A 21,506-nucleotide genomic window follows, 5' to 3' on the forward strand; every position below is an offset into this window, starting at 1 on the left:
GAGACTAACACAAGCAATAGGATAACTTCATGGCAGACCCGGAAAACACGCTTCTCCTCGAAACCTCCAAAGGCTCGGTAAAAATCGACCTGCGTCCCGACCTGGCCCCCGGCCACGTCGAACGCATTAAGGAACTGGCCCGCGAAGGCTTTTACGACGGCATCGTCTTTCACCGCGTGATTGATGGATTCATGGCGCAAGTCGGCTGCCCACAAGGCACCGGCATGGGCGGTTCTTCCAAGCCGGACCTAAAGGCAGAATTCAATGCCGAACCCCATGTCCGCGGCACATGTTCCATGGCCCGCACATCGGCCCCGAACTCGGCAAACAGCCAATTCTTCATCTGCTTTGACGATGCTAGCTTCCTGAACCGCCAATATACGGTCTGGGGTCAGGTCAGCGAGGGTATGGACGTAATCGACCAATTGACCAAGGGAGAGCCACCGCGGAATCCTGACAAGATTGTCAGCATGAAAGTGGCTGCCGACGCCTGATCTCAGGCAGGCAGAACCCCGTATGACGGATAGGAAAATCAGGCGAAAGGCGATTGCACGCCACGGGTCGAAGATCTTCGGCTCACGCATCGCACGTCTGATTTTCGCGTCCAATCTTGCGGGACTGGCCATCCTCATTATCGGCGCGATGGTTCTGAACGAAATGCGCGCCGGTTTTGTTGTCTCCAAGAAGCAGGATCTTGTTGCGCAAGCTCAGATTTTTACCAGCTTGCTTGGCAACGATGCGACCACGCCTGCCCCCAAGCTCGATGATGAAGCCGCGCGCCAGACGATCGTGCGCCTTAACCTGCCCGAACGGGTTCGCGCACGCATCTACTCACCCGATGGCGAACTTGTTGGCGACAGCTTCTATCTTTCAGAGCGGGTCGACATTGACGCCCTGCCGCCGCTACAGGAGCCCAGCAGTTTTGCCAGGCTCGGTGCCAATCTGTCGGAATGGGCCAGCCGCACACTCGGACCGATCATGCCCCGGCGCAGTTCTGATGCGCTCATCGCTCAGAGCTTTGAGGAAGAATTCGAGATCGCCGTGCGCGGTCAGGAAGCGGCCAGTCAGCGCTTTTCAGACCGGGGCCAGCGGATCATTTCCGTTTCCATGCCGATCCAGCGTGTGTCTGCTGTTGTGGGTGTCCTGACACTGGAATCGAATGATATTGATGAGATCATTCGCTCTGAACGCGCTGCGCTGATACCGTTCATCGGGGTCGCAGTCCTAGTCGCTTTCGTCACATCAGTCCTGCTGACTCTCGGTATTGCCCGCCCACTGCGCCGTCTATCGGTTGCAGCTGACCGAATTCGGGCCGGCGCATCCGATCGGATCGACATTCCGGCCCTGACCAATCGCAAGGACGAGATCGGCAACCTGGCCGCCTCCATGCAAAGCATGACCGAAGCATTGCTCGAACGGATTGAAGCAAATGAACAATTCGCTGCTGACGTGGCCCATGAGCTGAAGAACCCCCTCACCTCTATCCGCTCGGCCGTCGAAACCGCTGACCGGGTGCAGGACGATCCGGTCGCGCTTGAACGCCTGCGGCAAGTCATCGCCCAGGATGTGAAGCGGCTGGACCGTCTGATTACAGATATTTCAAACGCATCCCGTATCGAAGCGGAAATGACGCGGGTGCCGACGGAGCAAATGGACATTGCCGGCTTCGTCCACGATGTCGTGCAGACCTATGAAGCCTTCAGTCGCGAGGAGCGATCAGTATCGGTTCATTTCCGAGATGATACGATGGGTGCACGCCTACTTGTCCGCGGGCGCGATGGGCCGCTCGGCCAAGTTGTTCGCAATCTGGTAGACAATGCGCGTTCTTTCTCGCCCCCTGGCGCAGAGGTCAATGTGATTGTCGACCAATCGAATGATGGCCCGCAAACCATCGCGCGGATCATGATCGAGGATAGCGGCCCGGGTATACCTGAAGACAAACTGGAAAAGATCTTCAGCCGCTTCTATACGGACCGTCCGGCTGGAACAGCTTTTGGCAACAATTCCGGCCTGGGACTCTCAATCGTACAACAGATCGTCACGACCCATCGCGGCAAGGTCTGGGCTGAAAACCGCGCAGAAGGGGGCGCGCGGTTCATTGTTGATCTTCCCGCGATCTAGGGCGTTACCGGTTCTTTCGGTTATCGATCAGATCATCGACAACTTCCGGTTCTGCCAATGTCGATGTGTCGCCAAGATTTGAATACTCGTTCTCGGCAATCTTCCGCAGGATGCGGCGCATGATCTTGCCAGACCGCGTTTTGGGCAGACCGGGCGCGATCTGGATAAGGTCTGGGCTCGCAATCGGACCGATTTCCTGGCGCACATGCTGGATCAAATTCTTGACCAGCGCATCATCCACTTCAACGCCCTGACGCAATGTGACATAGGCATATATGCCCTGCCCCTTCACATCATGCGGATAGCCAACCACAGCGGCCTCAGCGACCGCATCATGGCTGACCAGTGCGCTTTCGACTTCAGCGGTACCCATGCGATGGCCAGAGACATTGATCACATCATCAACGCGGCCGGTGATCCAGTAGAAGCCATCCTCGTCGCGGCGGCAGCCATCGCCGGTAAAATACGTGCCGGGATAGGCCGTAAAATAGGTGTCGATGAATCGCTGATGATCGCCGTAGACCGTCCTCATTTGTCCCGGCCAACTATCCGTGATCAGCAGATTTCCATCAGCCGCGCCTTCCAATTCGTTACCGTCCGCGTCCACCAGCACTGGCTTCACGCCAAAGAAAGGATGGCTGCCGGCACCCGGCTTCATATTGGTCGTGCCCGGCAACGGAACAATCATGGTGCCGCCTGTCTCGGTCTGCCACCATGTGTCGACGATCGGACACCGCGCTTCACCTACGACGTGGAAATACCATTCCCATGCTTCCGGATTGATCGGCTCGCCAACTGTGCCCAGCAAACGGATCGACTTGCGCGATGTCTTGTTCACTGGCTCTTCGCCTTCGCGCATCAGTGCGCGAATAGCGGTTGGCGCGGTGTAGAAGATGGTAACGTTCTGCTCGTCGCACACCTGCCAGAACCGCGAAGCATCCGGATAGGTCGGCACACCCTCAAAGACGAGACTTGTTGCGCCATTTGCCAGAGGTCCGTACACGATATATGTGTGCCCGGTTACCCAACCCACATCTGCCGAACACCAGAACACGTCATCTTCCTTGAGGTCAAACACATACTCGTGCGTCATTGACGCCCAGACAAGATAACCGCCAGTGGTGTGCATCACGCCTTTAGGCTGCCCCGTCGAGCCAGACGTGTAGAGGATGAAAAGAGGATCTTCGGCATTCATCGGTTCGGGCGGGCAATCGGCGGAGATACCCTCGGCAGCCTCGTGCAGCCAATAGTCCCGCCCCGTCTCCATGTTGACCTCAGCGCCTGTGCGCTTCACGACCAACATCTTCTCAACCACACCTCCGGCAATCTCGGCGGCCTTGTCGGCGTTTACCTTCAACGGCACACGGCGACCACCCCGCACGCCTTCATCGGCTGTGATGAGGAATTTCGAGTCGCAATCGGTAATTCGCCCTGACAATGCCTCGGGGCTGAAGCCCCCGAACACGATGGAATGTACTGCGCCAATTCGCGTGCACGCCAGCATCGCATATGTGGCTTCGAGAATCATCGGCATGTAGATCGTGACGCGATCGCCCTTTTTTACATCCATCTTCTTCAGCACGTTTGCGAACTTGCAGACCGCGGCGTGTAACTGGCGATAGGTCATCTTGTGGGTGTTGCCGGGCTCGTCGCCTTCCCAGATCAACGCGACCTTGTCACCACGCGTTTCCAAGTGGCGGTCCAGGCAGTTTGCCGACACATTAAGGACACCATCAGAATACCATTTCACATGTAGATCGCCGGTCTCCCAGGAGACATCCTTTACGACCGTGTAGGGTTTGATCCAGTCGAGCCGCTTGCCGTGCTCCCCCCAGAAAGCCTCCGGGTCTGAGATCGACGCGGCATACATCTCTCGATAGGTTTCCGGGCTCAGGTTCGCCTTTGCTGCAAACTCCGCCGGCACTGGATAGGTTTTCGCTGCGTCGCTCATGAAAGGCTCTCCATCTGGCATGTTTTCTGTTCTCACCTCAGAATGCATACTTTGTCGAGAAGGTGAACCGGGTGATCGAGCCATCAGCTCCACTTTCGACCTCGCGGAGGCCGTGCATCAATTCGGTCCCCAGTGTCACATTCGGCGCAACGTCCCAGAGAATGGCCCCGAACACCGACTGGACAGACGATGTCACCGTGTCAGCCAGATAGTCCGGATTGTCGATGAACAGGCCGGAATAGCCGCCGCTAAACCGCGCCGTTTCCCCGAAAGCGTGGCGCCAGGCAATCAGCCCGCCATATGAGGGCACCGCTTCCAGCTCCCCGTTCGGGTCGAGGGCCGTCGAGCGGCTGGCGGCCAGCNNAGCGGCCGATCCCGTCGCCTCCGACCAGGTTGAAGCGGATGTCATCGGTGTCCCCAACATTCAAGCGGCCCGAGACGCTGAGGCCATATCCGAAGGTTTCGTCTTCGACCGTGCCGAAATCGGCCCGCAGCTGGCGCGCGATGCCGGCGATCGAGACATTGCCGAATTCACCGCTCATATTGTAGCGGGCCACGACGTCCGGGATGAGATTCTCGTCCCGCGATCCCGAATTCAGGGTTGTCGTGTTCGGATTCTCGACGGCAAACATCCAGTTGCCATGCGTGTAACGTATCTGCGGCTGGCGCACGAACACCATGCCGTCCGACAGGATAAGGAAGCTTGCGCTTTCCGGAATGGCTGACGTGTTCTGGAAGGTCGACCATTCCTGCCCGACCAGCCAGTTGCCATATTTCATGAAGGCCCGACGCAAACGTGGCGAGTAGGAGTTCGAGACCAGTTCATTGCCCTGCCCCGATCCGAGGAAATCCATCTCGATATGCGCGCTCAGCGTCTTGTCGCCCACAGGCCGGGATGCGGCCAGGAAGAAACGAGTGGATTCAGCAGTAAAGTCCGTGGACGTTGTTTCGTTCCCACCGATGGGTGTCGCACCGGGAATGTAAAAGTCGCGCGCGATGGAACTGCCGGAGATGGTGCCATCGCTCAGCGAGGTGACATGCACGTCCGCATCCACAAAGCCGCCGAACTTCAGCGTCGTGTCACCGACCCTGAATCCATCTGTCGGAGGAGGAGGTGCGGCCTCCGGCTGGGCGGCGACCGGCTGGACGCGGACGATTTCTTCATGCCCGGCGCGCGTCGCGGCCAGTTCGGATTTGAGTTCGGAAACCATGGCCTCGAGCGCTGCGATCCGCGACTCAAGATCATCCGCTTCCGCAGCGGCGCCGAGACTTGTCGTCAGAGCTGCCGAAGACAACAGCAGGGCCTTGAAAGTACGAGACATGCATTCCTCCCTCATATTGATTATGAGAAGGAGTATCCGTTGCTTGTGCTCGGGCCGCCATTAGCCATTGGTGCTACGACAAAAGTCGTAGTGCGCTGCGGCGCGATCCATGACATACTACACAGGTTCTGGTTAAGTCCACAGACCGCAAAAGCGGCACGGATTCGGGGAGGAATATCTTGGTACAGGCACCGCGCGTGCTGATCGTGGACGACCATCCATTGTTTCGTGACGCGCTGGAAACCGCACTGGAATGCGCCTATCCCGCTGGCGCCGCCGCCTCGCATGCGTCCAGTCTTTCAGATGCCCTGGCCCGCCTGCAGGCCGATGACGTGGATTTGGTGCTGCTTGATCTCAATCTCGGCGACTCGGCAGAGTTCGAGGGCCTTACCCGGCTGCGGGCTGCCAGGCCGGACTGCCCCGTTGTGGTTGTATCCGCCACGGAAACGCCAGAAGCCTTTGAAACGGCCCGTATGCTCGGTGCGGCCGGATACCTCCCCAAGAGCATGTCCCTGGACGACCTGTCGGCGGCGCTCGCCACGACGCTGGATGGGGGGCAATGGTTTCCGGAATGTGTCGGAAAGTCCCTGCCAGCCAATTGTGCCGCCGAACGCATTGCCAGCCTCACCCCCGCCCAGAGACGCGTGCTCGCCCGATTGTCCGATGGCCTGCTCAACAAGCAGATCGCCTATGAAATGGATATTTCCGTGGCGACGGTGAAGGCGCACATGACAGCGATCTTCCGGAAGCTCGGGGCGAATAATCGCACACAGGCCTTGCTGATCTATCAGGACGCCACATCGCTGACCGATTGAGCCGCGCTTTCCGTCCCTCCGGCAGTGGCACAGTCTTTCAGAAATTTGCGGATGTCCGCCGGATTGCTCGGCTTGTGAAGGATGGCAATGCCGGCCGTCCTGGCGGATGACGATTCGGCGGTGGACGTGGCTGCGGTCAGCAATAAAACATTGCCGGCATGGGCGAGCCGCTTGCGTAGTCCCAGGAGCAGATCCAGTCCATTCTGCCCGTCGCCGAGATTGAGGTCTGCAATCACTGCGTCAAATTGCGCTGACTGCATGGCAGCCAGCGCCTCTTCAGGTGTCCGGACACAGGTCGCCTGACACTCCCAGCCTTTCAGCAACCGGCTCATGCCGTCAACATTGGCAGGCTCGTCATCCACGAACAGGACGCGCAGGCCGACCAGATCCCGGTCAGCCGGCTCAACCGGCGCCGACTGCATCCGGCGCGGGCGTCTATGCAATTCAGCCTTTGGCACGGTCACCGAGAAAACACTGCCGCGACCCGGTGTCGACTGCACATCAATGGACGCCCCCATCAGGCCTGCCAGGCGGCGCACGACAGACAGGCCAAGCCCTGCTCCCCGAATGCCGGTATTGTCGGAATCCTCATACCGACGAAACTCCTCGAAGATCCGTTCCAGACGGTCTGCCGGTATGCCAGGCCCGGTATCGTGAACTTCGATCCTTACCGCATCCCCGCGTAGGCGTGCCCCGACAAGGACTCCGCCCGACTGTGTATATCGCCGGGCATTCGAGATGAGATTGCGCAGAATGCTCTTGAGAAAATCCGGATCGGCAAGCACTGCCAGCTGTGTGGGTGCCAGCCGCACGGAAAGCCCCGCCGCCTGCGCCATCGGAAGCGCCTCGTCGACCAGGTCTTCCATCAACGGGCCCAAGGGAAGGCGTACGGGGACTGCCTCGACCTGGCTATGGTCCAGACGGGATATGTCGAGCAATCCCTTGAGCAATTCATCTGCAGACTGAATGGATCGGTCCGCGCGTGCCGCCAAATCACATTCTGTGTCACTGGCCATGAGCGATCCAAGATACAGCCGCGCGGCGTTCAGCGGCTGCAACAGGTCATGACTCGCCGCAGCCAGGAAGCGCGTCTTGGACGCATTCGCGCCTTCCGCCTCTTTCCGGGCAAGGGTGAGATCTTCTGCCATTTGCTCAAGCTCACGGGTTCGCGTCTTGACCCGGCTTTCCAGCAACTCGTTTGCCTCAACCAGGGCGCGTTCACGCAGCTTGTCGTCGGTAATGTCAGCAAAAGTGGTGACATACCCGCCGCCCGGCATGGGGTTGCCGCTGATGCGCAGGTAGCGCCCGTCCGGATTTCGCCTCTCATAGGTATACGGACTGCCGGATCGCATATGTCCGACGCGCCTGCGCGCCTCCTCGACAGGATCCCCATCGATCCAGCCGGTGCGGATATTGTGCTCGATCAGTTCAGCCACGGGAACACCGACGCCCACCTTGTCCGCCGGATAATCGAACAAGTCCACATAGGCCGTATTCCAGGCTACCAATCTTTGATCGGAATCCACGACGCTGATCCCCTGCGGGACATTCTCGAGCATGGATTGCAGCATGTGACGTTCAAACCGGGCCGCCTGCGTCTTGTGATCCAGCATGGACAGAACATCCGGCAGGGCCACATCGCTGCCACCGATCGCCGAGGACAGGACGACCCGTGCCGAAGATGAACCGAGTGCGCTGGCGAGCAGTTTCTCGGTGCGCTGGACCAGTCTCCAGTCCGCAGGCGCATCTCCGGTTGCGACAATACCTGTTTCAGTCTCGAACTGGTCAAAGGCATGGTCCACCGCTTCCGGCGTGAGAAAGCGGGAAGCGAGTGTCTTCAGGCCATTGGGCGACACCTGGAAGGCGTGGCTCTCGACCGCGCCTTCCGCGATCTCGACCACTTCATCGCCACTGACAAAGGCGGATGCCTGAACCCGGTCCCTCAACCGTTCCCGTGATCGCATCGATACGATTGCGAACAGGAACAGATTGGTGCCAAGGCTCCACAGGACGCCATGGGTCAGACTGTCATCGATCCGCAATCCGAACAGAGCATGCGGGTCCAGAACCCTCGGCACAAGCGCGGCCATCGCGTCATACCCGAAAATGGCGGGCAGGAAGAGCGTGTAGGCCCACACCCCCATCCCCGCGACCAGACCTGCGAGGACACCGGACCGACGCCCACCTCGCCAAGTGACCGCCCCGATCAGCGCCGGAGAAAATTGCGCTGCCGCGGCAAAGGACAGGAGGCCGATCTGGGCCAGCGCACCTGTCCCCGCCACGCGGTAATAGGCATAGGCGAGAAGCAGCACGACCACGATCACGATGCGGCGGGCCGACACGATCCTTGATCCGGCATCTCCGCTTAGGCTGGCAAATCGTCCGGACTGCATGATGGCCGGCACGACCAGATCATTCGTGACCATGGTGGACAGGGCGACAGTGGAGATGATGACCATGCCGGTCGCAGCTGAAAAGCCGCCCAGAAAGACGAGGGTCGCCAGCAGGCCATTGCCTTGTTCGAGAGGTAGATCCAGGACGAACAGATCCGGCTGCGCTGCCGCGCCGAAGAGGCTCAGACCAGCCATCGCGATGGGCACCACGACCAGACTCGTGAGCAACATGTAGAGTGGGAACACCAATCTGGCCGTATCAAGATCCTTCTGCCCCTGACGCTCGATCATGGCGACATGGAATTGGCGCGGCAGGCAGACAATGGCCGCCGTCGACAGAAGCGTCATGGTCAGGAATCGTTCCGACACGGAAAAGCGGTCAAAGGGCTGTGTGGCCAATTCACGATCCGGCAAGCCCCCCTGCACCAGAAGGAACACCGACAGGATCGCAACAGCCACCAGTGCGGCGAGCTTGAGCACGGCCTCCAACGCCAGCACGCGCATCAGGCCGGAATTGTGCCGCGTGGCGTCCGACTGTCGCGTGCCGAACAGGATGGCAAAAATCGCCAGCACAATAGCGGTCAGCAGAACTGTTTCATTGGTCGGTGTGTTGATCGCGCCGTCTGCGCCATATGCCAGTGCCTGAAAGCTCATGCCGATGGATTTCAGCTGCAGTGCAATATAGGGCAGACTTCCTGCGACGGCGGCCAGCGTTGCAGCGGCAGCAACCGCGCGGCTCTTGCCATACCTGGCCGACAGGAAATCAGACAAGGAAGAGATGCCCTCTCGCTGTGTGACATCGCCGATCCGCCGCACGATGCCGGGAAATGCCACGAAGACGAGTGTCGGACCGAGATAGATGGTCAGATAGTCCCACCCGCTCTGCGCAGCCGTACCGACAGCGCCGAAATAGGTCCAGGAGGTACAATAGACTGCCAAGGCCAGCGCATAGACGAGCGGATGCTGGACGAAGCCCGGGCGTGTGGCCTGCCGGTCGCCTTGCCAGGCGATCAGGAACAATCCAAGCATGTAGAGCGTCGTTGCGCCCAGGATCAGCCAGACCGGCATGAACACCTCTCTATGCGTCTTCCCCCAGCATACACGTCCTGACGCCCCGGCAAATGCGCCCTTTGTCTAAAGCCTCTGCTGCAGGCATGAAAAAGCGGGCGGCCCGGAGAGGGAGGCCGCCCGCAGCAATCACCGGGAAGTGGCGCGCTACTCTGCCGGGATCGGCGCCATGTCCTGATCGGCGATGCCATGCGGCGAGCGCTGTCCGGGGACCCGGATGTCCTCGACCAGGTCCTGGATGTCCTGCGGAGGCGGGGCTGTGACAAGGGCCACCACGATCCCCACAGCCAGGGACAGGAACATGAACAGGAAGCCGATGCCTTCAGGCGACACACCGAACCACCAGTTCGCCGGATCCGTGTCGACGAACTTGAAGTAGTAGATGTAGCTGAAGGTCGAGACGAGCCCCGTCAGCATGGACGCAATCGCGCCTTCCCGGTTCATCCGCTTCCAGAAGATGCCCAGAACGATGACTGGGAACAGGGACGCTGCCGCCAGTCCGAAAGCGAAGGCCACCACCTGCGCCACGAAGCCCAGCTTGGCCGTGTTCATCCCCATGATTCCAGCCAGGATCACGGCTCCGGCGGCCGAGACCCGCGCCACCCGCAACTCGTCCTTGTCTGACATGCCGGTAAAGAAGGTACGTCGGCACAGATCGTGTGAGATCGATGACGATATGACCATGAGCAAGCCTGCCGCCGTGGACAGGGCCGCGGCAAGCCCGCCTGCCACCACGAGCCCGATCACCCAGGCCGGCAGATTGGCAATGGACGGATTGGCCATCACGAAGATGTCTCGATCCAGCTTGGTGACCTCGTTCTCGTCCCCGGCGCGGTACTGGATGATGCCATCCCCATTCTTGTCCTCGACGCCGAGCAGGCCCGTTTTTTCCCAGTCCTTGAACCATTTCGGGGTCGGCTTGCCGCCGGCCGCAAGGATCGCCGCCGCTGCGGTGTCATAGTCGGCATCATCCGCGATATAGGTCGACTCGTTCACTGTATCGATGAAGTTCAGACGGGCGAATGAGGCCACCGCAGGTGCGGTCGTATAGAGCAGTGCTATGAAGACCAGCGCCCACCCCGCCGACACACGGGCCGCGCCCGGGCTTGATACGGTGAAGAAGCGGATGATCACGTGCGGCAGGCCGGCGGTGCCGAACATAAGCGCGCCGGTGATCGCAAAGACATCGATCATCGACTTGTTGGTCTGGGTGTATTCGAGGAAACCCAGATCCTGCACCACCGTGTTCAGCTTTTCGAGCATCGCCACATCGTCGCCGCGCACATTCGAGATGAACCCCAGCTGCGGGATCGGATTGCCCGTGATGATCAGGGAGATGAAGATCGCCGGAACCGTATAGGCAAAGATCAGCACGCAATATTGCGCCACCTGGGTGTAGGTGATGCCTTTCATGCCGCCCAGAACCGCATAAACGAACACAATCGCCATGCCGACCATGATGCCCGTATTGAACTCGACCCCCAGGAAGCCGGAAAAGGCCACGCCGACGCCCTTCATCTGGCCGGCAATATAGGTGAACGAGACGAACAGGGCACACAGCACGGCGATCAATCGGGCCGTGGTCGAATAATACCGGTCCCCCACGAAATCCGGCACAGTGAACTTGCCGAACTCTCGCAGGAACGGCGCCAGCAAAAGCGCCAGAAGCACATAGCCGCCGGTCCAGCCCATAAGGTAGACCGAACCGCCATAGCCTAGGAAGGCGATCAGGCCCGCCATCGACAGGAAGGAGGCTGCCGACATCCAGTCGGCCGCCGTTGCCATGCCATTGACAGTGGGGTGAACATCATGGCCGGCCACATAGAAATCATCCGTAGACGAAGCCCGAGCCCACACGGCGATCGCGATATAGGTGCCGAACGTGCCGACAACCCAGAAATATGTCCAGAAGTCCTGTCCCATCGTCTCAAGCCTCCACGCCGTATTTCTTCTCGAGACGGTTCATGGCGCGGCAATAGTAGAAGATCAGTCCGACGAAGACATAGATCGATCCATTCTGCGCAAACCAGAAACCGAGTGGCGCACCGCCAATCGAGAGATTGTCCAGCAGGTCGCGAAACAGGATGCCCGCCCCGTATGACACTGCAAACCAGATGACGAGCAGGCTGAGGGTCAGGCGGATGACATCCCGCCAATACCCTTTCGCATCAATTTCCTTGCTTGGTTCCGACACTTTTTCCTCCCTGACATTTTGGTCTGTGCGGGGTTCCGCAGCTTGCAGGCTGCCGGAAGCGGACGGAATGGAAAAGATAAACTTTGGTCTAAGACGATGATCCGGGTCATCCGGTCCTGCGCCATCAATCCTCTGAGGATGGCTGCCGCACTTTGCCGGTTGCACGAGTATGGCACCATTCCGCGACCCCTCCCAGCATCAGCCAGGCCGACAGGACAAGTCCACCCGCGAGATAGACTTCACGAAAGCCAAGCCCCGGCTGGAGTATGGCCACGGCCAGCCGAACGGCGAAGACGAGCCCTAGCAGTATGCCGAGCGCCAGCATGATATGATGTTTCACGGGCAGAATCCTCCAGAACGGAGCATACACGCGCCACGCACTTCGGACAGGGGGGACTTTGGTCTAAGGGGGCTGCCGCCGCGCCCTTGCCATTCCGGACGGTATGGGCTATCCGCGCGCCTTCAGAAACGGCGGCGCAAGGCCGCTCGTGTCAGCTTCTTACCTCATCCCAAGATGGAGAGGCGGAGTCGAGGGCGAAAGGAAACCCCATGTCGAAATCCAAGATTAGTTTCAATGTCGAACTGCGTGAGCGCGTAGGCACCGGCGGATCCCGCGCAGCACGTCGTGAAGGCCTCGTGCCCGGCGTTCTTTATGGTGGTGGTGAAGACCCCGTCGCGATCTCCCTGAAGCGCAACGAAGTGCTCAAGGCCATCGAAACCGGTCACTTCCTGTCGTCGACTGCAACACTCGTTCACAAGGGCGAGAAGCAGATGGTGATCCCACAGGCGATCCAGATGCACCCGGTCTCCGATCAGCCCATGCACGTCGATCTGTTCCGCGTCAGCCGCGATCAGAAGATCAAGGTCGAAGTCCAGGTTCACTTCATCGGCGAAGAAGTTTCCCCTGGCCTCAAGAAGGGCGGCACGCTCAACGTGGTGCGTCACACGGTCGAACTTCTGGTTCCAGCCGGCAACATTCCGGAATCCCTGGAAGCAGACGTTTCCGAGTTGGAAGTCGGCGACAATGTGAAAATCTCCGACATCAAGTTGCCGGGCGATGCAGAGCCAACCATCACCGACCGCGACTTCACGATCGCCACGATCGCTGGCCGTACGGCAACCACCGAAACCACGACGGAAGAAGGTGAAGAGGCCGAAGGCGAAGAGCCAGCAGCCGAAGCTGACGCAGAGTCGGAAGACTGATCGGTACATTATGGTCTCGTGTGTCCAGCCTTTTGGGGCTGGGCACACAGCCAAGCCCTGCTAATTCGGAAGAGGGAGGCCAAGTCGTGCTCATTCTTTCCGGTCAGGGTAATCCAGGCGAAAAATATGCGAAGAACCGGCACAATGCCGGTTTTCTTGTCTTGGACGAGATCCACGCCGCCCATGGATTCCAACCCTGGCGCTCCAAATTCGAAAGCGAGATTGCGGAGGGCTTTATCGGCCCCGACCGCATCAAGACCCTGCTGGTGAAGCCGCAGACTTTCTACAATGAGACCGGGCGTGCGCTCTCCAAAGTGGCTCAGTTCTACAAGCTCTCACCGGAAGATATCGTTGTCCTGCATGACGAGATCGACCTTGCGCCTGGCCGCGTCCGCCTGAAACAGGGTGGCGGTCATTCCGGCAATAATGGCGTTCGCTCGATGATTGCCCACCTCGGCGAGAACGTGCGCCGCGTGCGAATTGGTGTCGGCCACCCCGGCGACAAGTCGCGGGTCATGCCTTACGTGCTGTCCGATTTCTCAAAAGCCGATCATGACTGGTTCGATCCGCTGGTCAGGGCGATTTCCGACGCGCTGCCTTTCCTCGCCGACGGCAATGATGAACGCTTCCAAACCGAAGTGATGCGTCTTGCCCCAGCGCCAAAGCACGATCCCAAACAGAACCGATAGCGCCGTCGGTTAGCCGTCGAGTTTGGCCAGTACCGACTTTTCAGCGGCTTCTGCCATGGCAACAGCGCCGACCGTGCCATGCGCGGGAACAGGGCTGCGCCCCAAACCAAGGCAGGCTGCGTAGAAACCCTCATCAGCGGCTCCCAGAGGGTCCGGCAGATCCGCAGCGATCTCTACTCTCACATCATATGGCGTCGTATTGACCAGTTGCCGTGTCAGGAAGTCGATGGAGATCTCGCCCGACGGATAGACAACGTGCATGGAACGCTGGCGCGCTTCCGCTGCCCGGCTGGCCATCAGACGCGCCACGCCACCGCTCGCATAGGTGAACTGGGCGTTTGCTTCGTCGATATGATCAGAATGAACCCGCTTGCCACTCGCCATGACGCCGGTGAACTCATTCCCCATCATCATCGCAGCAAGGTCCAAATCGTGGATCATGAGATCCCAGATGACCGAGACATCGCCTGCACGATTGTCTGGCGCCGGCGGTCCGGCGCGGACGGATTCGATCAGCAGGGGTGTCTCTTCGATCGCCAGCACGCCCATTGCCCGCGCGACAAACCGCTCCTGATGCCCCACCTGCAGGATACGGCCGCGGGCCGCGGCCTCATCAGCGAGATCACGCGCAGCCTTGCCGGTCAGCGCCAGCGGTTTCTCGACGAGCACATGGCAGTGCGCCTCAATGGCCTGCCGCGCCAGCTTTTCATGCCAGATAGCCGGAACCGCAATGACGATTGCATCACACGCGTCCAGAAATGCTTCGTAATTGTCAAAACCCTTGGCGCCGAACTGGCTGGCGATCCGCGTCGCGCGCTCAAGATCGATGTCGTAAACACCGACAAGCTCGGTTCGGGCAGACGCAGCGGCCTTCTGGGCGTGATAGTTTCCAAAAACTCCGGCGCCCGCGACGCCGACTTTTAGTGTGGTCATAACAGATTAGCCCTCTTCCCACCTTAAAGACACTGCATCGCGAAGAGCTGCAAGTCTTGGCCTCAGGCCTCGCTCACACGGAGAATTACAGAATCTTTCCGTCGCCCCCTTCACACGTCCGGTATGCCGGTCCACTTACGCCTCTACAAAATAGAGGAAGGAAACATCATGACTGCACTCACATCCACCGAATGGTCCCTTGCCGCCCGCCCGGTTGGCATGCCGAAATTTTCGGATTTCCAGATGAAAACCATCGACATCGCCCCACCCGGCGCTGGCGAAATCCAGGTCAAGAATGAGTGGATGTCGGTCGACCCTTATATGCGCGGCCGTATGCAGGACCGCGAAAGCTATGTTCCGCCCTTCCAGATCGGTGAAACCATGCAAGGTGGCGCTGTGGGCCGCGTGACAGTTTCCAACCACCCAGACTACAAGGAAGGCGATCTCGTCTCCTCCATGGCAGGCTGGCGCACGGCGTGGGTTGGCAAGCCCGAAATGGCCATGGCTCAGAAGCTTCCCGAAGTGGGCCTACCGGAAAGCGCGTTTCTTGGCGTCGCAGGCATGCCGGGCCTAACGGCCTATGCAGGTCTGCTACGGGTCGCCGAACTCAAAGAAGGCGACACGGTCTTCGTGTCCGGCGCGGCCGGTGCGGTCGGCTCGACCGTGGTCCAGATTGCCAAGATCAAAGGCTGCACTGTGATTGGTTCGGCGGGCGGCAAAGAGAAATGCGACGTCGTCAAATCGCTCGGCGCGGATCATGTCATCGACTACAAGGCCGCTGGCGGCTTCGACGGACTTGTCAAAGCGCTGCGCGAAGCAGCTCCCAAAGGCATTGATGTCTATTTCGACAATGTCGGCGGCGATCACCTGACCGCTGCTATCGAAGTTGCCCGGCCGATGGCCCGTTTCGCCGAATGCGGCATGATTGCGCAATACAATGAGACCGGCCAACCAACCGGCCCGCACAATGTTATTCAGATCGTCGGCAAACAGCTGAAGATCCAAGGTTTCATTGTATCTACGCATGCCGATATGCAGCCCGACTTTTTCAAGGACATGGCAAAGTGGATTCCGTCTGGTCAGATGAAATACGAAGAGACCGTCAAAGAGGGTATCGAAAAGGCACCCGAAGCATTCATCGGCCTGTTTGAAGGCGCCAATACCGGCAAGATGCTGGTCAAGCTGGGGTAGTTATGTCGCGTCTGTTTGATGCCTATATCATGGTGGACTGGAGTGCCGCGTCCAAACCTGTGACGGGGAAGAACTCCATCTGGATCGGGATTCTTGCAAAAGACGCCCGGCTCAAGCTGCAGTACCAGTCCGTCAATATTGATACGCGCCTCAAGGCGCGGACCTTCCTTGATGGCATCATCGCCAAGCTGACAGGGCGCGGAGACCGCGTCCTGATTGGCTTTGACTTCTCGCTAGGTTATCCGGCAGGCACCGCGGCTGCATTGGGCCTCGACACATCGACCAACGCACCTTGGCAGGCCATGCATGCGCACCTGGCGTCCAAGATGAAAGACAAGGCCGACAATTCCAATCCGCGCTACGCGATTGCGGCAGGCATGAATTATGCGATCTCGAAAGGACCTTTCCCTTTCTGGGGGGCTCCCGCACGCGATGTCGTCTCGACACTCTCCGACAAGAAACCGGAATTCAGCGGTCAGATCCTGCCTGAGTATCGTATCGTGGAAACCCATCTGAGAGACTCAAAGCGTGGACAGCCGAAATCGGTCTGGCAGTTGGCTTATACGGGTAGCGTGGGCAGCCAGTCGCTGACCGGAATTCCCCATGTGCACGCGCTCAGGCAGTCACTACCCTCTTCACGCATCTGGCCATTCGAATTCGAGGATGGCGAGATGACCGAGGAGACGCTTGAAGGCATTGAGGTCGTTATTGCCGAAATCTATCCGTCACTTGTTCCCACCAAGCCCGAAAAAGGGGAAACGCCGGACGCGGCGCAGGTCCGCCAGATCGCCCATTACTATTCGGAAATGGACGAAAAAGGCCGGTTGAATGGGCGAATTTCCACAAATACTTCTCTTGACGAGGGAAAAATATCGCAAATTCAGTCAGAAGAGGGCTGGATTCTCGGCGCATAGCCCGTCTTTATTGGGCTTTCGTCATATTCACGCCTTACGAATCGTGGGTATGTCGCTGCAACGGCGGGGGATCGCCGTTTAACATTAGAGGAGAACCCCTATGAATAAGGGCGAACTTACAAAAGCTGTCGCAGGTGAATCCGGTCTGTCGCAAAGCGACGCCGGCAAGGCTGTAGACGCTGTTTTCGACGCAATTGCTGGTGCCGTGAAAGACCGTCAGCAAGTGGCGATCGCAGGCTTCGGCACATTCTCGGCCAAAACCCGGAATGCTCGCACGGGCCGCAACCCAGCCACCGGCGAAGAAATCAAGATCCCGGAAAAGACATCGGCTGCTTTCAAGCCGGCTTCGGCTCTGAAAGACCTCTAGGGTTCCTCAGGACTGATAGGTCCTGACCATGGAATTCAAGCGGCGCGTCGGCTCGGCTGGCGCGCCGTTTTCCATTCCAGCAACATGGTTTGCAGTATCCCGGCCGTAAACACACCGACAAACACCCCCTCCATCATGCCGCGTGCACCCCGGCCTTCGACAATGCCCAGCCAGTAGCAGGCTGGCAGCATCACTAGGAAGAACGAGCCGATATGGATAAGGCTTGGCGACCAGACGATCTCCTGCGCCCTGAGCGCGAATGAGGCTGTCGCCTGCAGCCCGTCAAAAACCGTTACAAATGACACCATCACGAGCAGGGCAGCGATGCCGGATGCGAGATGAACACCGTTGATCACGGCATCATCCTTCACGAGGAAGCCGGCCAACGAATTATTGAAAACGATCAGAACCAAACCAAGCGCCACCCCCATCACAAGTGTGGCTGCCACGCCAAGGCGCCCTGCATCCCGCATCTCCGTCAGGTTTCGTCGGCCATAGGCCTCCGCCACGCGGACGCTGGTGGCGGTCGCAATGCCCAGATAGAACATGAAGCAAAGCCCCATGATCTGAATTGCATAGCCATAGACAGAGTTGGCAGCGAGGCTGATCCATGTCGCGATCACATAGGTCAGGTTAAACCCGCCCCACTCGGCAACATTGCTGATGGCGGTGCCCGTGCCGACCGACAGCTGCCGTTTGGCCTCGTTTTCGGGACTGGTTGGTGACTTTCTGAAGGCGGGAGTCAGCAAGATCACGGCAACGAGCAACAGGATCGTGATCAACAGGCGAGAGCCTGTGGTCGCCCACGCCACACCTGCGGCACCCATGGGCTCGAACCCCCAAAATCCGCCGACCAATGCGAGGTCAATGATCACGTTGAGCAATACACCGAAATACATCACGGCCGAAACCAGCAAGGGCCGGCGCAGCGCTTCCAGATAGTAGCCGCAAACCGTGGAGATCATGAAGCCTACCATCCCGTAGGACAGGATGCGGGTTACGCCCGCCACGGATTCAGCGACCGTATGAGGGTCGACCGATGCTGCAACCTCGGTCGGAGGAGCAATATCGACAAAGAGCCATGTGAACAGCGCGCTGGACGAAAAATAGACGACCGCCATCAATAGGATGCCAAGCCAGACGCTGGTCCACAGGCCGCGCCGGAAGATGCGGCCGCTTTCCTTCTCACGTCCAATACCGAGCAGTTCAGAGGTCAGCACCTGCACACCCAACAGAATGCCGAGTCCCAACCCGAGCGAAACGCCCATCGGCAGCCACGAGTTCAGAATATATGGCAGCTCACCGGGCGCATATTGCCCAAGCACAACGGCATCCGTCACAGCCATCAGCATTTGCGACATGCGCGTGAAGGCTATCGGTACCGATAGCCGCAACAGGTCTGCAATGTCGGCTGGCCGCGCCCAGGCAGGCCAGCCCAGGCGGTGCGTGCGCATGGAACTGTCTTTCTATCCCGCTTTGAGCTCGGCGGTGCCGGAGGCCCCGACGGACTGCAGCTTCTCTGCGATCATGAAAGCCAGTTCAAGGGCCTGTTCGCCATTCAGGCGAGGATCGCAATGAGTGTGGTATCGAGACGACAGATCTTCTTCTGAAATCGCCTGAGCACCGCCGATGCATTCGGTCACGTCCTGGCCAGTCATTTCAAAATGTACGCCACCCGGATAGCAGCCTTCCGACGACAGCTCGTCCACGAACTGGCGCACTTCCGACAGGATGCGATCCACGGGACGCGTCTTGAAGCCACTATCGGTCTTCAGCGTGTTTCCGTGCATCGGATCACATGACCAGACCACGGTCCGGCCACTTTTCTTCACGGCGCGCGCCAGTGGCGGCAGGCCTTGCGCCACACCGTCCGATCCGAAACGAGAGATCAGAGTGATCCGGCCCGGCTCGTCATTCGGGTTCAGCGTCTCGATCAGGCGCAGCAACTCGTCCGTTTCCAGTCCGGGTCCGCATTTGATGCCGATCGGATTCCGCACGCCCTTGCAGAAATTGACATGAGCGTGGTCTATCTGGCGCGTACGATGGCCAATCCACAGCATGTGAGCTGACGTATCGTACCATTCGCCGGATGTGGAATCGATGCGTGTCATCGCTTCTTCGTAGCCGAGCAATAGTGCTTCATGACTGGTATAGAATTCGACCTGAGACATTTGCGGAACGCTATCGGGCGTCACACCACAAGCTTTCATGAAGTCCAGTGACTTCGAAATCTGGTCCGCCAATTGCTCATACCGCTCGCCCTGCGGGCTACGGTCAACAAAGCCGAGCATCCAGCGGTGGACGTTGGCGAGGTTCGCATAGCCGCCCTGGCTGAAGGCGCGCAGCAGGTTCAGCGTGGCCGCTGACTGGGAGTAGGCTTGAGTCAGACGCTCGGGATCTGGAATGCGGCTCTCGGTCGTGAAGTCCATGCCATTGATATTGTCACCGCGATAAGAAGGCAGCGTCACCCCATCAATCGTCTCGATGGGCGACGACCGCGGCTTGCCGAACTGGCCAGCAATTCGGCCAACTTTGACCACTGGCTTCGATGCCGCAAAGGTCAGCACGACCGCCATCTGCAGGATCACGCGGAACGTGTCGCGAATATTGTCGGGATGGAACTCCTTGAAGCTCTCGGCGCAATCGCCGCCCTGCAGTAGAAATGCCTCTCCGGCCGCCACTTCGCCAAGGCGCTGCTTCAATCGACGAGCCTCGCCAGCAAAGACCAGCGGCGGAAAGCCTTTCAGCTTCTCCTCGACTGCAGCAAGCGCGGCAGAATCCGGATAGTCTTCCGGAATGTGCTTTGCTGGCAGTTGGCGCCAATCTGAGGGGGTCCAGGTCATCTCGGTTACTCCAATTATGAGCCGCATTAATCACATGGCAGGCACACGCTCAAGTTTCACTATAATTTCACAGCAGATTGGTGGAGGAATCATGATTTGGCCTTTTAGTAATTGCATAGGCCTTTTGTCGCTCGGAGAACCTCAAATCTAGTCATGTCGCACGTCTATATCAGCCACTCCGCCAAGGATTTCGATGCGCTTCTGGAGCTGCACGAAGCCCTCCGCACGGCGGCCATTCCTGACTGGTATGTGCCGAACGATGGGGCTTCCCGCGACATGGCAAACCAGTCGATTGACGACGCGTTTGCCATGATTGTTCTCGTGTCGGCATCCTCCGTCCGGTCCAAGGCCGTGCGCCAGGATGTCGAACGCGCCAAGGCACGCGGCCTCAAACTGATCCCGTATCAGATCGACAAGGCCCGCCTGAATGGCTTCTTCAAGCATGAAGTCCTGCCGCACCTTCGCCTGTCATCGACAACGCCAGACGGCATCAAGCAACTCGTGAACGAGACGCGGCAAGCCTACAAGAGCAAATGCCCCGTGCTGGCGGTGATGAACTTGAAGGGCGGCGTCGGCAAGACGACGATATCCAGCCAGGTCTTCGGCGCATGGCAAGGCGCGCTTGGTGGGCGCATCCTGCTGGTTGATCTCGATCCGCAATACAATCTCACTCAGACCTTTTTTGAAATGGATGTCGCAGATGCCAGCGCTGCCGCAGACAAGTCGGTCATCTCCCTGTTCGAGAAGTCGCGCCTGCATGCGCGGGATGCGACCAGTCCGGCAGAATCCTGGCTCACCCTCTCCACCGACCCGTTCGCGCCAGTTCCGAAAGAAAAACTCATCCATGAATTGATGGGCGAAGGCAGTCCGGGCGGGCGGCTCGACCTGATCTCCGGCCAGTTCGAAATATCGAAATACGCCTTCGCATCAGACCCGGCCTCACTCGCACTGATCAAGGAACACTTCCTTCAGTCGATTGAGCGCTATCGCAGCGATTATGATCTGATCGTGTTCGATACCAATCCCAACGCCACCTTCCTGACGCGATGCGCATTGGAGGCAGCCGACCGCGTGCTCGCCCCCATGCATGCCGACATCTACTCCCTGCGCGGTGTGCGCCTTCTGAACCAGGTCATCCGGGAACAGATTGCCCCCGAACACCGCCCGGACCTGTCTGTGCTGTTCAATGCGGTTGGCCGGTCGGAGCAATCCACCTTTGAAGCTGATGCTCGCAACGGCGCATACAATTCCAAAGCAGGCTTTGACCTGGCGGGGGCCTTGCTACGCTCAGCACTGCCCCGCTCTGGTCATTTGCAGGTCAAGGCGCCGCGTGAAGGCGAGCCCGCCTGGAAACAATTGGTCATCCATGCCGGTCGCGGCGGCGGGCTGAAACCCATCCGGGAGAGCCTCAAAACCGTCGCGTTGGAACTGAAATCGCTCGTTGAAGCTTGATGGCGGGTGACACTCCGGACGTGTGCCCCTAGTATCAGCTCTGGTGGATA

At 59.1% G+C, this 21,506-nt stretch carries 19 protein-coding genes; 9 read left to right on the forward strand and 10 right to left on the reverse strand.

The window, feature by feature from the left end; genetic code table 11:
- The first annotated feature begins 29 nt into the window (after positions 1–29).
- Positions 30–494, forward strand: coding sequence for a peptidylprolyl isomerase (locus B2P82_RS15205; protein WP_290497817.1), 465 nt, complete (start codon positions 30–32; stop codon positions 492–494).
- Between the two features lie 22 nt (positions 495–516).
- Complete coding sequence (locus B2P82_RS15210) at positions 517–2,121, forward strand: stimulus-sensing domain-containing protein (RefSeq protein WP_290497819.1); 1,605 nt, start codon at positions 517–519, stop codon at positions 2,119–2,121.
- A gap of 4 nt (positions 2,122–2,125) precedes the next feature.
- On the opposite strand, the gene acs is transcribed toward B2P82_RS15210, so the two are convergent.
- Genes acs through B2P82_RS15225 form a run of 3 tightly spaced genes read right to left on the reverse strand, consistent with a single transcriptional unit; the run spans position 2,126 to position 5,409 of the window.
- Positions 2,126–4,072 carry an acetate--CoA ligase gene (gene acs / locus B2P82_RS15215; RefSeq protein WP_290497821.1) on the reverse strand — a complete coding sequence of 649 codons (1,947 nt, stop codon included), beginning with the start codon at positions 4,070–4,072 and terminating at the stop codon, positions 2,126–2,128.
- Positions 4,073–4,109: 37 nt separating this feature from the next.
- Positions 4,110–4,382 carry a hypothetical protein gene (locus B2P82_RS15220; protein WP_290497823.1) on the reverse strand — a complete coding sequence of 91 codons (273 nt, stop codon included), beginning with the start codon at positions 4,380–4,382 and terminating at the stop codon, positions 4,110–4,112.
- Positions 4,321–5,409, reverse strand: a complete 1,089-nt coding sequence (locus B2P82_RS15225) for a DcaP family trimeric outer membrane transporter (protein ID WP_422653701.1) — start codon at positions 5,407–5,409, stop codon at positions 4,321–4,323. Before B2P82_RS15225 ends, B2P82_RS15220 begins: the two co-directional genes overlap by 62 nt.
- A 164-nt stretch (positions 5,410–5,573) precedes the next feature.
- Here B2P82_RS15225 and B2P82_RS15230 point away from each other — a divergent pair, with 164 nt between their 5' ends.
- Positions 5,574–6,209, forward strand: a complete 636-nt coding sequence (locus B2P82_RS15230) for a response regulator transcription factor (protein ID WP_206992772.1) — start codon at positions 5,574–5,576, stop codon at positions 6,207–6,209.
- Here the strand turns inward: B2P82_RS15230 and B2P82_RS15235 are convergent.
- The 4 genes from B2P82_RS15235 to B2P82_RS15250 all read right to left on the reverse strand — a co-directional run bounded on the left by B2P82_RS15235 (position 6,182) and on the right by B2P82_RS15250 (position 12,204).
- Positions 6,182–9,670: a PAS domain-containing hybrid sensor histidine kinase/response regulator gene (locus tag B2P82_RS15235; RefSeq protein ID WP_290497827.1), complete on the reverse strand. Its 3,489-nt coding sequence runs from the start codon at positions 9,668–9,670 to the stop codon at positions 6,182–6,184. The genes B2P82_RS15230 and B2P82_RS15235 overlap by 28 nt on opposite strands.
- A 147-nt stretch (positions 9,671–9,817) precedes the next feature.
- Positions 9,818–11,593, reverse strand: a complete 1,776-nt coding sequence (locus tag B2P82_RS15240; protein WP_290497828.1) for a sodium:solute symporter family protein — start codon at positions 11,591–11,593, stop codon at positions 9,818–9,820.
- Between the two features lie 4 nt (positions 11,594–11,597).
- Positions 11,598–11,864, reverse strand: a complete 267-nt coding sequence (locus B2P82_RS15245) for a DUF4212 domain-containing protein (RefSeq protein ID WP_027836459.1) — start codon at positions 11,862–11,864, stop codon at positions 11,598–11,600.
- Positions 11,865–11,988: 124 nt separating this feature from the next.
- A complete protein-coding gene (locus tag B2P82_RS15250) occupies positions 11,989–12,204 on the reverse strand; it encodes a hypothetical protein (protein ID WP_290497830.1) in 216 nt (71 codons plus the stop codon).
- Positions 12,205–12,413: 209 nt separating this feature from the next.
- Between B2P82_RS15250 and B2P82_RS15255 the strand changes: the two genes are divergently transcribed.
- Positions 12,414–13,067 carry a 50S ribosomal protein L25/general stress protein Ctc gene (locus B2P82_RS15255; protein WP_206992767.1) on the forward strand — a complete coding sequence of 218 codons (654 nt, stop codon included), beginning with the start codon at positions 12,414–12,416 and terminating at the stop codon, positions 13,065–13,067.
- 86 nt (positions 13,068–13,153) lie between these two features.
- A complete protein-coding gene (gene pth / locus B2P82_RS15260) occupies positions 13,154–13,756 on the forward strand; it encodes an aminoacyl-tRNA hydrolase (RefSeq protein ID WP_290497831.1) in 603 nt (200 codons plus the stop codon).
- 9 nt (positions 13,757–13,765) lie between these two features.
- Here the strand turns inward: pth and B2P82_RS15265 are convergent, their stop codons facing one another.
- Positions 13,766–14,689: a Gfo/Idh/MocA family protein gene (locus B2P82_RS15265; RefSeq protein WP_290497832.1), complete on the reverse strand. Its 924-nt coding sequence runs from the start codon at positions 14,687–14,689 to the stop codon at positions 13,766–13,768.
- 168 nt (positions 14,690–14,857) lie between these two features.
- Between B2P82_RS15265 and B2P82_RS15270 the strand changes: the two genes are divergently transcribed.
- The 3 genes from B2P82_RS15270 to B2P82_RS15280 all read left to right on the forward strand — a co-directional run bounded on the left by B2P82_RS15270 (position 14,858) and on the right by B2P82_RS15280 (position 17,161).
- Positions 14,858–15,880 (forward strand): NADP-dependent oxidoreductase, encoded by a 1,023-nt coding sequence (locus tag B2P82_RS15270; RefSeq protein ID WP_290497833.1) that lies wholly within the window; start codon positions 14,858–14,860, stop codon positions 15,878–15,880.
- 2 nt (positions 15,881–15,882) lie between these two features.
- Positions 15,883–16,794 carry a hypothetical protein gene (locus B2P82_RS15275; RefSeq protein ID WP_290497835.1) on the forward strand — a complete coding sequence of 304 codons (912 nt, stop codon included), beginning with the start codon at positions 15,883–15,885 and terminating at the stop codon, positions 16,792–16,794.
- Between the two features lie 100 nt (positions 16,795–16,894).
- Positions 16,895–17,161, forward strand: a complete 267-nt coding sequence (locus B2P82_RS15280; protein WP_034813765.1) for an HU family DNA-binding protein — start codon at positions 16,895–16,897, stop codon at positions 17,159–17,161.
- Between the two features lie 35 nt (positions 17,162–17,196).
- Here B2P82_RS15280 and B2P82_RS15285 read toward each other — a convergent pair whose 3' ends face one another.
- Together B2P82_RS15285 and B2P82_RS15290 are read right to left on the reverse strand one after the other, a co-directional pair.
- Positions 17,197–18,615, reverse strand: coding sequence for an MATE family efflux transporter (locus B2P82_RS15285; protein ID WP_290497836.1), 1,419 nt, complete (start codon positions 18,613–18,615; stop codon positions 17,197–17,199).
- 12 nt (positions 18,616–18,627) lie between these two features.
- The gene (locus B2P82_RS15290) at positions 18,628–20,004 is read right to left on the reverse strand and encodes a class II 3-deoxy-7-phosphoheptulonate synthase (protein ID WP_290497838.1); all 1,377 of its coding nucleotides are present in this window, start codon (positions 20,002–20,004) and stop codon (positions 18,628–18,630) included.
- A gap of 153 nt (positions 20,005–20,157) precedes the next feature.
- Here B2P82_RS15290 and B2P82_RS15295 point away from each other — a divergent pair, with 153 nt between their 5' ends.
- Positions 20,158–21,456: an AAA family ATPase gene (locus B2P82_RS15295; protein ID WP_206992760.1), complete on the forward strand. Its 1,299-nt coding sequence runs from the start codon at positions 20,158–20,160 to the stop codon at positions 21,454–21,456.
- The last annotated feature ends 50 nt before the right edge of the window (positions 21,457–21,506 follow it).

Origin of the sequence: Hyphomonas sp. UBA4494, assembly GCF_002388935.1 — a bacterium.
Classification (GTDB): domain Bacteria; phylum Pseudomonadota; class Alphaproteobacteria; order Caulobacterales; family Hyphomonadaceae; genus Hyphomonas.

Coding starts and splice junctions, on each gene's coding strand:
- B2P82_RS15290 (WP_290497838.1), bottom strand. CDS start 20,004: ATGACCTGGACCCCCTCAGATTGGCGCCAACTGCCAGCAAAGCACATT.
- B2P82_RS15235 (WP_290497827.1), bottom strand. CDS start 9,670: ATGCCGGTCTGGCTGATCCTGGGCGCAACGACGCTCTACATGCTTGGA.
- B2P82_RS15240 (WP_290497828.1), bottom strand. CDS start 11,593: ATGGGACAGGACTTCTGGACATATTTCTGGGTTGTCGGCACGTTCGGC.
- B2P82_RS15270 (WP_290497833.1), top strand. CDS start 14,858: ATGACTGCACTCACATCCACCGAATGGTCCCTTGCCGCCCGCCCGGTT.
- acs (WP_290497821.1), bottom strand. CDS start 4,072: ATGAGCGACGCAGCGAAAACCTATCCAGTGCCGGCGGAGTTTGCAGCA.
- B2P82_RS15210 (WP_290497819.1), top strand. CDS start 517: ATGACGGATAGGAAAATCAGGCGAAAGGCGATTGCACGCCACGGGTCG.
- B2P82_RS15280 (WP_034813765.1), top strand. CDS start 16,895: ATGAATAAGGGCGAACTTACAAAAGCTGTCGCAGGTGAATCCGGTCTG.
- B2P82_RS15275 (WP_290497835.1), top strand. CDS start 15,883: ATGTCGCGTCTGTTTGATGCCTATATCATGGTGGACTGGAGTGCCGCG.
- B2P82_RS15205 (WP_290497817.1), top strand. CDS start 30: ATGGCAGACCCGGAAAACACGCTTCTCCTCGAAACCTCCAAAGGCTCG.
- B2P82_RS15255 (WP_206992767.1), top strand. CDS start 12,414: ATGTCGAAATCCAAGATTAGTTTCAATGTCGAACTGCGTGAGCGCGTA.
- B2P82_RS15265 (WP_290497832.1), bottom strand. CDS start 14,689: ATGACCACACTAAAAGTCGGCGTCGCGGGCGCCGGAGTTTTTGGAAAC.
- B2P82_RS15285 (WP_290497836.1), bottom strand. CDS start 18,615: ATGCGCACGCACCGCCTGGGCTGGCCTGCCTGGGCGCGGCCAGCCGAC.
- B2P82_RS15295 (WP_206992760.1), top strand. CDS start 20,158: ATGTCGCACGTCTATATCAGCCACTCCGCCAAGGATTTCGATGCGCTT.